Below are 13,340 nucleotides of genomic sequence, written 5' to 3'. Positions count from 1 at the left end.
TCAATAACGTATGGACCCTAGGTCTTGACAGTCCACTCAATATTATCCTTGTTTAAATTAGCAATCTTGTTCTGACCAGCCTCGGTCAATCCAATAGTATAGTTACCTGCGTTAGTCGGAGCCTCTGTTAATGCACTGCCAATCTTATTGCCTTTAGCGTCACTCAAGTACCATTCGTAGTCTTCTCCGGCTATTAAACCAAGCTTAGTTACATCAGAAACGTTTGGCAGAGTAATCGGTCCTAACGGCTCTTTGCCATTAACAGTAGTAATTGTCAATGATGGCTTAAGGTCAGTGACAGCCTTGCCGTCATAGGTCTTGTTGCCCGCAGCAGACACAGTTACCCCTACTTTAGCCTTTTCAACCACAAAGTCAGCAATGTTAGGCTTGGTGTCACTAAAGTCGTACTTGTAGCCAGTTTTCTCTGACTTCTCTGCAATTTCCTTCTCAACCTTGTCAACCCCACTTTTAGTTAAGAGAACAGGGTAGGTGCCAGCATTAATCACTGGAGTCGTCAGAGGGTCGCCATTTTCGTCTAAGAATTGCAGATCATCGGCTGTGAGTTCCACAGACACTTTTGTTATCTTATCTACGTTTTTATCAGAAGCTGGATTACTAATGTCGAGCTCACCAAGATACTTGCCTTTTGCCTTTTTTTGGTTGATTTTCTGCGCTTCACCATTGTAAGTGACGGTTTGTGGTCCAGAAAGCGTGATCTCACCTTTGAAGATAACGTTAATTGGCACTTTTAAGTTGTAGTAATCTCCCTTGCTATCGCTTTGGATGACAATCCCGTTACCGCCGTGAGCACCCTTTGGCACATCAATGCGGACAATGGCGGTTTGCTTACCACCAGTTAGTTCACCAGTTTCGGGAGTTAAACCAGTCACTGTCATCCCTGGCTTGTACTCCTTCGTTGCTTCTGAGAATGTTCCTTCGTTAGGATTATTAGGATCTTTATGGAAGTCATAGCCGATGTAAGAAGCATCAGCAGCAGTGTAGTCAGTCAGCTTGCTTGCAGCTTGTTTGTTAGCAATAGTGTAATCGCCAGTTTGGTGGTCAGTATCAACATCTTGGTTGTGGCTACCATTAGCGTTGAACCATTGGTTACCTACTCCATCAATCTTTGGAATGACGACCACGTTCAAGTAAACCTTGACGGTATTGGTAGTGCCAAGTTTCTTATTCTTAATGTTAACTGTAAATTGTGCTTGGTTCGACTTCTCGTTGCTCAAGTTAGCAGCTGCATCACTGCCTACTTCGGTAAATCCCTTACTAAAGGTTAGTTCGTTGTCCTTAAGAACATCTGCGTCAAATTGAACCAAGGTACTTGGATCAGTGGGCAAGTCGCCACCTTCAACTACGTAGTAGTTAACGAAGCGGTCGATAGTGACGATTCCGTGTGATGGCGTTGATTGGGCGCGGCCAACCACATTACCGTTAACATCAGTCTGAGCATAATCTGCGTAGATGTAGACGTTGGAGTATTCACCCCACTTAGTCCAGTCAGGTTCTGTGGAAGTGACTTTGCCAGATGCGGCCACTTGTTGAACCTTACCCTCGCTGTCTTTAACTTCATAAACCCAGTTACCATCGCTATTTTGATAGCAAATGTTGCCTTTTGCATCCTTACCAGCATAGTGGAAAGTGGTGCCGTCTGGGAAGGCACTCTTGTTTTGCACTAATTCTGCAGCGGTTTTGGCTTCACCGTAAGCAAAGTCACCACCTGGGTTGTACGTTTTGGCCTTACTTTGGGCAGTGACTTCAATTACACCGTCAAACCAGCGTTTTTGTTGGCCGTCACTTATCCCATTTGGCATCGGCAAGTGGACTTTGAGGAAACCTTGTTTCGTCTCACCAGCCTTATCAAAAGTCATTGGATCAGCTTGTGTTTTACCAGTTGCGTCCGACACCCAAGTAAAGGTCGTACCAGCCGGCCACTTACCGTCTAAAGTTGTCGGATTTTTGAGTAAAATTGCAGCTTTGTCGCCGGTTAGAGTAACGCCCCCGTTAGAAACGTCGATAATGTTGTCTTGCACATCCTTAGCTACTGGACGGTCAATGATGTAAATGTCGCCATCTTGAGCATAGTACATGCTGTCTAGATATTCTTTAGAGCGAAGAATCGCTCTAAGATTCATTGGGCCATAGCCACCACCGCCACTAAGCTGCCCCCATGAGCTATTAGTGCCGAGGCTGTCAAAAGCCTTAGCAATTTCATCTCTAAAAGGGATGGTAACATTTGCTGAGTTGCTAGTACTCAACAGCGGGATTTGGCTTTGCCCGCTTGCTACGAAACCACCGTAGTATGGATTATATTTGAAGGTGAAATGCCGATTGTTATCAGAATCCAGCACTGCAGGACTTGCATTCTTAATATAAGATCCAGTAACCTGGCCGTCGATGGCCGGCAACATCTCATTTTTGACATATTCTAAATTGTCGTTATCGTTCAGCGCGTTAACTACTGCACTAGGTCCTTGTATAGCCATTGGACCACCCGGTTGATACTGCGGAAGCTTGAAAGAATCCCTAAAGATATATAGTGGATTACTATCTGGCAGATCCTTTGGGGCAACCTGAATTACTTGGAATTTATGGTGTTCAGCATTCGGAACATTGATCCAGATTTCCATCGAGTCCGCATCAGGATTGGGCGCACCTGGGGTATTATTAAAATCACCAACAGCACCGATCCCAAGGGCATAAGCTAAGGCATAGTCTTGGTAACCATTAGCAGCTGTACCATAGAAGTAGCGGCCAAAACCAGTCGAGTTTTCACTTGAGGCATCAGCAACCGTTGAATCGAAGTAACCTTCACCTTTGTCACCCGCAGATACGGCTCCATTATTACCTTTTTGAACATAGACTGGTTGGCCCGTATCCGCTTTTAGTGGTAAGTCCTTTACTAAATATGGAATATTAACGGTAACCGCACCGGTGTTAAGTAAATTAGCATACTGGGTGGGGTTGGATTGGTTAGGTGTAATCTTAACCTGAAAGAACTTAATCCCAATTGATGAAGTATCAATCTGCTTAGGCAGTTCGATCGAAAACTCATCAAAATTAAAGCCAAGACTATTTGTGGTGTCATCTCCGATATAAGGGACTAAAATCGTCGTCCGATTCAAATCGTTGCCTGCAGAATCTTTTTCATTCCATTTTGGATCGTAAATCATCATCCCGTTGGCATCTGGTTGCTGGGCTGAAGTTGGTGCTCCATCACCAATGTTATTGATGTAGTAATAACGATTATTAGCCGCACCATTAAGGGTCATTGCTGGGGCAAGGGCATATGCTGAAACATTGACAGAAGTTGTTTTGCCATCTTCATAAGTCACCAAAACTGTGCCGGATAAGATGTTACCCATACCATTTGGGTCGACAGATTCGGTAAGTGATTTTTCCCAAGTGATTTTGGCACCAGCTTGTTTCAACTCGGCGGCGTTCTTGATAAAGACGGCGGCGTTGCCAGCAATATCTGTCCCCTTCATGACAGCGTTCATTTCACCTGTGATTTCATCCATCGACTGAACGCCTTCTGGTGCAATGTTTGTATCGCCTTCTGTGTTTGTATTGCTTTCTGGTGCAGCCGCAAAGCTGACCGTTGGTATACTTCTAGCTGCTCCTGGCTGCTCGGGGACATTAGACTTTTGCGGCTCTCCCGCTACTGAAGCACTTGACGCTGCTGAGCTATCACCCTGTTTTGCTGCATTACTACCCTCTGGAGAAGATGAAGCAACAGCAGGCGTATCTGACTTTTCTGCACTACTACTAGCACTACTGTTCACTTCCTCAACTTGCGGTTCTCTCGTTGTCCCTGTCGCAGGGTCATCCGCAGCCGCCGCGTTGGACGTCATTACGGCCGCACTGGCCCCTAAGGTGAAGAAGAAGGTCGCACAGGCAGTAATCCACTGCTTCTTTGCCTTATAGAGGCGATAATTTTTTCTTTGCGAATTGACGTTATTTAAACGGTTATTCTTACCCATCGTATTTCCCCCATTTACTTTCTTGTGATCGATTCACCGAAATAATCTTTCTCTCTCGATATTAGATACCCTATTTATCATTTTCGGAAGAACAAAAATCACATTCCACATATCAAGAACTATTATCACGAACTTTGCTGAAAGATTGCAGAAAATCCTCGCCTGATTACCCTTGTAACCAATGGTGAGGACTCGTGTCATACCGCAACTTCCGTTAATTAAATCTGGAAATCATTATCAACCCCCGATTTCGTGTTATTAGTTCTTTAATGAATTGTTTGCGTAATTATCAACCAACAGTGCTTTACTATCCCAACAATTCGGTCAAAAATGATTTTGCAATCACAACCGTTATAGTTTTCACCTGTTATCATAACACGCATTCAACGAAAAGTTTATTAATTAACTATAAAAATCGTTTTAAAATAAATAAAGTTTTTCCAACAATAAACTGTTAAATATCTCACTTGTACATGCCCGTGAATGGGCAACGCTTATCAAGTGACTGGAACATATTTACCTTACAATAAAATAGGGCCATACGCAACTACTGCGTCTTTAACCGCCAATGAATTCGTAAGCACTTTATCGCCTAAAATATCAAACTGAAAGCGTGCCCAATTTTGCCGTAAAAAAAGAAGCGTTTAGTTGAAAGTCTAAACGCTTCTTCGAGCTCGCTATCTTGATTTATTACCGCCGTTTCTTGCCTAAGCCAAGGCCAGCAGCAAGTGCGCCAATCAGGCTGCCAATACCCAGTGCCATCACGGCCTTCGCGTTAGCGTTACCCGTTTGTGGCAACTGCTTTGCCGCTGTTGCTTGGGCAGGTGTCGACTGGCTTGCGTCCGCAACCGTCTTCGTTACCGCTGGACTAGCAGCACTCGTTGCCTTTGCTTGCCCATCGGCTACCGGTGTGGCGCTAGCAGAACTTCCTGCTGTCGTCGATTGGGCCGGGCTAGCTGAATCAGCTGGCGTAGACGGTCCTGTCGGTTCTGCCGGCGTTACTGGGTTAGTTGGCTGGCTTGGCTCGTCAGCCGGTGTCCCTGGCACTGCAGGTTCTGCCGATGTCGCATTGCCATCAGCGACGAGTTGGTAGATAAAGACGGTGGTCTCGTCACTATCGCCGAATGTTCCGACCGCGTTGTAGATCTTCTTGGCGATTAGCTTGTAGACCTTCCCGTCAGCGGTGGTGATTGTCGTCTTCAGGTGACCATTACTGTTAAAGTCTTGGCCATTCTTGAAGGCATCCCCACCATTAACGGTCTCCGCAATCTCGTTACCGAACTCATCAAGGTACTTAATCGTCAACTTAAGGGTCGTCTTTGGTGCCGCACCCTTTTCCCGGTATACGTAGATGGTCAACTCACTGTGGTCGCTAAACTCACCAGTCGTGTTGAAGCTCTTGGCTGGCACGAGTTGGTAAGTCTTCCCATCCTTGGTAATCTCGGCTTGCTCGAACGCTGCTGCATTGAACGCCTCACCAGCTTGGTACTTGTTGCTATCGGTTACTGACGGTTGTAATTTGTTCCCATCTTCATCCTGGTAGCGAATCGTCAACATGTACCGGCCATCGTGAACTGGCGTGCTTGGCTGGTCCGGTTCACTTGGTGTCGTTGGCGTTACCGGCGTCTCTGGCGTTGGAGGAACATCTTCCCCTGGGGTGCCCGGCTCCGCAGGTTGACCAGGTTCCGCTGTACTTGGTTGGTCCGGTGTTGTCGGTGTTTCCGAAGTAGCTGGTACATCCGGAATTGTCGGTTCACCCGGCTGGTCAGGCTCGCTCGGTCCTGCTGGTTTGCTTGGCGTTTCATCACCAGGGGTATCCGGCGTCGTTGGCGTTACCGGTTCTTCGGGTGTCCCTGGGTGGGTTGGCTCTTCTGGCTTATCACCCGGTGTTTCACCTGGTTGACTTGGCTGAGCTGGTTCCCCATCCCCTGGTTGACTTGGCTGGTCCGGTACAACTGGTGTGTCGGGTTTGCCAGGCTTTTCAGGAGTTGCGGGCTCACCCGGTTCTTCTGACGTCACTAGCTTGTAGACATAGGTCGTCGTGACATCCCCACCAGCGATTGAACCGCTCGCGTGCTTGCTTGCGACTAGTTCGTAAGTCTGACCATCCTTGCTGATCGTGGTCTTATCGTAGCTGCGCTTAGCACCGTCGAATTGGTCACCATCGTGGAAGGCAGTTGGGTCCTGGACATCCGGGATGATCTTATTGCCGTTTTCGTCAACGTATTCGATCGTCCAAGTATAGGTCTTCGGGGATGGTATTTCCGGCGTCGTCGGTTGATCTTCACCAGGCGTCGTTACCGTATCCTTGCTGTAGTAAACGGTAAAGTCAAGGTCCTGAGAGTCGTGGCCGACCGTTTGCGCGTCAATCATGTGCTGGTCAGGTGTGTACCCACTGATTGTCGGGCTAGTGACACTGGCAAAGTCCTGGCTAGGCGTCCATTCACCCCAGGTGGTCTTGCCGGTGACCTTGTCCTTTTGCCCGCTTCTGCTAAAGCTGAGTTTAACCGTCTTATCAGCGGCGGCCGGCTTACCACTGTCCTTGTAGACGTAGTGGATTGTTTCACTGACCGTCTTCGTCGCCGTTACTTCTTCCGTATCGTGGAAGTAGTAAACATTAACGACGATGTCATCAGTAGCCGGTACCCCGTCAGCGGCTAAGACTTCTTGTCCGCTACCATCAGCAGTATGGCGAATAAGCGATGGCGTCTTCGCGTAACCAGTAACTGCTGGTGATTTAACTGCCGGGTAGTTACTGTCAGTTGACGTTACCACCCATGAGTTTTCATCGTTCAATGCTGGATCAACTTTACCGTCCTTGCCGGCATAGCCGATGAATGAACCATCAACGGCATCGTAAACCGGTGTCCGTGACCAGGTAATCGTCTGAACCACGTCATCATGGACCTTTTCGCCGCTAACATCGTCAAGGTAGTGGATTGTCCGCGTTTGCGTTACCTTGGTCAGCTTCTTATCTTGCGCGTTCGCAGGATAAGTTGGCTTGTCCGCAGGGGTCACTGGCGTTTGGTCATGAACGTAGAAGATGTTTTGCGTCTGGTTACCCTTGCTTGGGTCCGCAGCCGCTGCTTCAACCAGTTGACCTTGCTTATCGTCCGCGTGTTGCTTCTTCGACTGGTCCTTTTGGTAACCGTGCTTGGTCAAGTCTGGTGATTCAACTGCTGGGAATTCGTTCTTATCCCATGACTGCTTCTTACCATCTTGCTCCAGTGAAACTGGTGTCCATGAGGCTGGATCATTTTCGTCACCCGTTGGCAACAATAAGAACATCCCAAATGGGCTCATCATTGGATTGCCGTCCTTATCCAGTTGGGCAAAGCCAAGGAGGTGACCATCAACTAAGTCATAGACCGGTGTCCGCTTCCAGTTAAGCTTTTGCGTAATGCTCTTAGCTCCCTTACCGGCTAGTGAACCAGCACCGGTTTGCGGGTTACCAGTCTTGTCATCGTAGTAGTTAATCGTCCGCGTTTGGCTGGTTTCAGTAATGATTTCCTTCGCTTCTTGCGGCTTCGTCGTCGTTTGCCCGTGAACCAGGTAAACGGTGATTTCCCGCGGCTGATCGCCAAGGGTTAAGTCTGACTTGACTGGACTGGTCTCTTTGACAAGTTTCCAACCGTCCTTAGTAAAGTCCCATGGCGTAGCACCGTTATTAAAGACGGCGTCCCCCTTATGACCAGCTAAGGAGATATCGTGCTGACCATTTTCGATTACTTTCCCGTCTTGGTAATGGTCCTGATTGAGGCCATTTACGTCAACGTAATTAATCTTAAGCGATGACTTCTTTTGGTAATGCACGGTGATTTCGACGTCACTAGGCTTCTCGTTGTCCTTGCCTACTGAAATCTTGACAGGGTTAACTTCACTGTGGTTAGCTGACACATCAGTAGCCGCAGTCTTCGTCATGTCCACATCATAGCCATCAACCTGAGTCTTGTGAATTGGGAATTCAGAATTAGTTAAGTTTGACTTCCAGCCAGTGATGACATCCTTGCCTGTTTGGTTATCGTGGTAACCTTGCGGAGTCAAAATCATCTCAGCGGTTGAGTCGCCCTTGATTGAATTGCCATCTTGGTCAACGTAATGAACAGTCTCGTTAACAGTCATTGGTTGAGTTTGGAGGTTACTGTGCTTGTGTTTTAAGTAAACGTAAAGGTCTGATGGAGTCTTGTCAGTCAACTTGCCACCATTGATTTCAGGATTTTGCGTTACTAATTCCCATTCATTTGAATCGTAGCCCCAAAGTTTGTCGGAGAAGTCGTCACCAACGTGGCCATCGACTGTAAAATTATGACTTTCATTATCAATCGTTGAGCCATCATTAGGAGTGAGGTCCTTAGCGTCTTTATCGACACATTCAACATCAATGTAGTGAACAGTTGTCTTAGCCTGCTTCTTCAAAACTACGTAAACGTTGACGTTTTGATCTTCTGTTGCAGTCTTAGCAACCTTGCTTGGATCGTAGGAGATTTCGTTGATGGACTCGCCATCTTCAACCTTCTTACCATCTTGATCATTGTGGTAAACATAGTCGACATCGTAACCGTCTGGCTTGCTATCAAATGAAAGACTAGAGAAACCAGGTTTATCGGATGTCCAATCATTAGGGATGTTATCTCCAGTGACGTTATCTTTTTTACCAGTTTGAATCAAAGTAAGGTGTTGGTCATTTACTTGCGTGATTGGCTGACCCTTTTCGTCTTTGATTGGGTTGCCATTTTCATCAACATAATGAACCGTTTCAGTCACTTTGATGGTCTTAGGAGTTAGATCACTAGTGACATGCTTCAAGTAGACGTAGATATCATTTGGTGTATCCTTGGTCAACTTCATGTCCTTGTTAACGTTTGATGGATTTTCAGCAAGAACCCAGCCGTCTTTAGCGTAATCCCATGGAGTCTTATCGTCAGGGAAGATTGAATCGTTGATGTGACCTACGTGGTTAACATCATGGCCATCGATAGCTGAACCATCATTCTTGTCAAAGCCAGTAGTCTTCTTACTGTCATTTACATCAATGTAGTGGATGTGAGTTTCAGCTTTTTGGTTGTAGTAAATAGTAATATCAACATCCTTAGGTTGTTGATTGTTTTCAACAGTGATTGGGACTTCCTTAACCTTGTTGTAATCGCCAGTTACATCAGTTGACTTGGTCTTGTCCTTATCAATGTCATAACCGTTGATTGCAGTGTCAAAGTTAGGGAACTTAGAATCCTTGAGATCTGCCTTCCAACCTGTGATGACATCCTTCTTAGTATGTTCATCATAGTAACCTTGAGGAGTCAAAGTCATCTTAGCAGTCGAATCATCCTTAATTGACTTGCCATCTTGATCAACGTAATGAACAGTTTCGTTGACAGTCATTGGTTGAGTCTTGATTGCACTATGCTTATGCTTCAAGTAAATGTAAAGGTCTGAAGGAGTTTTGTCAGTCAACTTGCCTTTGTCAATTTCAGGACTTTGAGTCACAAATTCCCATTCATTTTGATCAAACTTCCAAAGCTTGTTTGAGAAGACATTCGTATCACCAACGTGGCCTTTGACAGTGAAGTCATGACCTTTGTTTTCGATAGTTGAACCATCTTTTGAAGTAAGATCCTTGGCATCTTTATTTACGCCTTCAACATCAATGTAGTGAACAGCTGTCTTAGCCTGCTTCTTCAAAACTACGTAAACGTCGACGTTTTGATCTTCGGTTTCGTCAGTCTTAACCTTGGATGGATCGTAGTAAACCTCCTTGATAGATTTACCATTTTGATCTTTATCGTCAATTTTTATGCTGTTTTGATCCTTGTGGTAAACTTTGTCGACATCGTAGCCAGGAACATCCTTAGTTGGAAGAGTAGAGAAGCCCTTCTTATCTGCACTCCAACCATCAGGGATGTTTTCCTTGATAGCCTTATCGTACTTACCAGTTTGGGTCAAAGTAAGGTTTTGCTTGTTGGTTTCAACGATATCATGACCGTTTTCATCCTTAACTGGGTTACCATCTTCGTCAACATAGTGAACTGTTTCAGTGACATTGATCTTCTTTGGATCCTTAATGTCAGTGGTGTCATGCTTCAAGTAAACATAGACATCGTGTGGAGTATCCTTAGTTAACTTCATGTCCTGGTTAACGTTTGATGGATTTTCAGCAAGAACCCAACCAGCTTTTTCGTAGTCCCATGGGGTCTGGCCAATAGGGAAGATTGAGTCATTGATGTGACCGATGTGATCAACATCGTGGCCGTCGATTGCTGTACCGTCGTCTTTGCTGAAGCCTGAAGTCTTGTCACTGCCATTGACATCGATGTAATGGATGTGGGTTTCAGCCTGTTGCTTGTAGTGAACCGTAATAGTTACGTCATCTGATTCATGGGTGACAGGAACAGCTGCAACATCTTTATCATTATTGAAGATATTTTCAGGATTATCCTTGTCGCCGTTAGTGGCTTCTTGGTCTAAGTCATAACCTTCAGCCGTGGTTGGGGCTTTGTCAAAACCACCGTTGACAATAGCTCCAGATGAAGCCCATCCAATAATGACATCGTTGCCTGTCACATCATCGTGGTAACCTTCAGGTGTGAAGGTAATTTCACGACTAGTGGTGTCCTTGACATCCTTTGGAAGTGGCTTGCCATCTTGGTCAACGTACTTGATTGTTTCATTCACTGTCTTAGGTTGCGTCGTAAGACCACTTTGCTTGTGCTTCAAGTAAACATAGATATCCTTGGTGCCATCATTTACTTGGCCCTTAGTGGCAGTACTTGGAAGTTCAACAGTAGCTAATTCATAGCCAGCCTTGTCGTAATTCCAAGGAGTATTTTCGTAGTCTGTACCGTATTCCGTGTCTGCATCTACTGGCGTTTGCTTGTGTTCACCAAGTTCTTGACCATCAGTAGAAGTAAATTCCTTCTTGTCAGGGTTCTTACGGGCATCCCCGTCAACGTCAACATAGTGAATCGTCACATTACCGTACTTAGGAACAAGGTAGATAGTCTTAGTGATATCGCCATCACCAAAGGCTTCCTCAGTACCGATTTCGTCTGTTTGAGCTAACTTGGTATTCGGATTATCCTTAGTTACTACCGTGTAGTTAGGATACTTCTTAGCCATCTCTTCGATAATTGCTTGGTAACGATCGCTAATTGAAGTCTTAGAGTTGACTTGGTCTACGCCAGACTTTGTTTCTGAGAACTTGTCGCCAGTTTGCCCCAGTCCAAGGATACTTTCTGGAACTAAAGTCTCTTTTTCATTACCATCTTTATCTTCAAGGACGACCTTGTAATTTACTCTCTGACCCTTTACTAGGTAGACATAGTAGTTTTGGTTAGAGTAACCACCAGAACCGAGGGGATTATACAGTTCATTACCATTGTATTCATGCGTACTAATATCAGAAGCATATTGGTCAAAGTTATGCTGACCAGTAGTTTCCTTATCGCGTTGAACAACGTAATAGCCGTCTTTAGCCAATTTTTCAAGAATCTTGGCATCTTGCTCGCTATTGTCATAAGTGTAGCCATCATGGTTTTCGTTAATCGTCAAGTTGGCCTTAACGCCATCGTTGCCTTCATCATCAATATCAAGTTCGTAACCATTACTGTAGTTATAAGCATATTTGGTGCCATCAGGTAACTTAACACCGTAGTCATTAAAGATTCCTCGACGAGTCTCTTCATCCATTGGGTCTTGATCAGTTACATCAACATAGTGAATAGTGACTGACTGGTAAGTGCTATCAGGATTCTGTTCAGATAATACAATTGGAGCATAGTGCAGATTAATAATCTGTGGGTCAGAATCCGTCTTACCATCATATTCAGTATTGTTGTAAACAAAACGGTCGCCATTACTAATAGTTAGGTATTTGTTACCATCTTTATCAGTAGTAACTGTTGAACTATTTAAACCATCGACAGAAATAGTCCAAGCGCTATTAGTTTGATCGTTAAGCGGCAGTGAATCAGTATTGCCTGAATCTTTATTAGTTAAGTAATCAATAAGATTTAATACTGCCGAGTCACCGATACAGTCACTATCAAAGCTGCTGTTTTCTTTTAATTTATCAGGATCAACCGTATGAGTAATGGTGATTTTATTACCAGAACCGTTCTTATCAGTCAAAGTTACCTTTTGAATATAGTGACCATTGCGGACATACAGTGGGGAATTATTATTAAGTGATGATTGACCAGCATTACTTTCATCAATAAATGGATAAACAGGAATCTGGTTACCTTCTTCATTAATATGAATCCGCTCATTAAAGCCCTGTGAACCGAAATTATCATCAGTAAATGGGAACTGTGAGCTCTTGCCCGATAATTTGTAAAGCTGAGCAAAGTTACCGTTTTCTGCCATTTCCAACATTTGCTGCAATGTATCTTGGTCAGCCTTAGGATTTTCTTGAGCCTTCTTGATCGCTGCGATCAATTTTGCTTGCTGGTCTTTATCAGAAACAATATCTTTTGGAATAGCGAAATCTTTCAAGGCATCATTCTTAGCATAAGGATCGTTGTCACTGGTAATGTAAATGTCTTGTGGTTGCTCGTTAACTGGCGTATAAACAACAACGAAGTTTTGCGTATTGAATTTAGCAAATGACTTAGTTCCATCATTGCTTGTATCTCCGTCTGCTATGTCATCATACCCATGTGCTTTTTGTGCGTCAGCTAAGGTATCATAGCCATCCAACCCTTGAATCCAGTTCTCAGTCAAGTACTTATAATCATCCTTTAAGCCATTACTGTCATAAGTGCCGTCTACATAGTAAACCTTGTAAGTGTAACCATCTTTCTTCAAGTCATTATCAGTAGTCTCAAAGTTAATGTCATCACTTGGCTTACCATCTTTACCAATATTGCCAGCAACTTCCAGCGTATTATCTTGGCCAGGGAACATAGTAATCAAGTTTGCGTGGCTAGGGATGTACTTAGCTTGTTGCTTCAAGTTAACCGTGATCTTACCAGCAGGAGCCTTATCATTATCAGTTACAGTAGTTTTACCCGTAATTTGATCAATAGTGATTGTCTTACCGTGTTTATTATTTGGATTGAATAATTCTTCGCTATGTTCACTAATAGCCTTATTAATATCATTAGTACTTACTGCTGGAATTGAGCCATTAGTTGCATATCCCGGAATATGATCTGGATCCTTTGTCCCATATTCGATGTTATCAGACACTTTGGTTCCATTTGGCTTAACCTGATGAGTTTGCGGATCATAAGAAACAATAATCGTACCGGATGCAACGTTAGTTTCTTTTTCTGGATCTTTGAGTTCTGTACCATCAATTGCAGATACACTATCAACTTCACGGTTAATTTCAACATCAAAAGTTGGGTTGTA

The 13,340-nt window shown here is 44.5% G+C and carries 2 protein-coding genes and 2 pseudogenes; all 4 read right to left on the bottom strand.

The window, feature by feature from the left end; translation table 11 throughout:
• Positions 1-17: 17 nt before the first annotated feature.
• Positions 18-3,989, bottom strand: a complete 3,972-nt coding sequence (locus CZ502_RS07940; protein ID WP_076461337.1) for an MBG domain-containing protein — start codon at positions 3,987-3,989, stop codon at positions 18-20.
• Between the two features lie 690 nt (positions 3,990-4,679).
• Positions 4,680-5,036: an LPXTG cell wall anchor domain-containing protein gene (locus tag CZ502_RS11020; RefSeq protein WP_438267736.1), complete on the bottom strand. Its 357-nt coding sequence runs from the start codon at positions 5,034-5,036 to the stop codon at positions 4,680-4,682.
• 51 nt (positions 5,037-5,087) lie between these two features.
• Positions 5,088-5,528, bottom strand: a pseudogene (locus tag CZ502_RS11015) (MucBP domain-containing protein); the annotation flags it as partial.
• 495 nt (positions 5,529-6,023) lie between these two features.
• Positions 6,024-11,102, bottom strand: a pseudogene (locus CZ502_RS11010) (mucin-binding protein); the annotation flags it as partial.
• Positions 11,103-13,340 lie beyond the last annotated feature (2,238 nt).

Source organism: Limosilactobacillus caccae, assembly GCF_900156885.1.
Lineage (GTDB): Bacteria > Bacillota > Bacilli > Lactobacillales > Lactobacillaceae > Limosilactobacillus > Limosilactobacillus caccae.
Note: the sequence above shows the minus strand (reverse complement) of the source record. Positions and strands in the feature narration are given on the sequence as shown.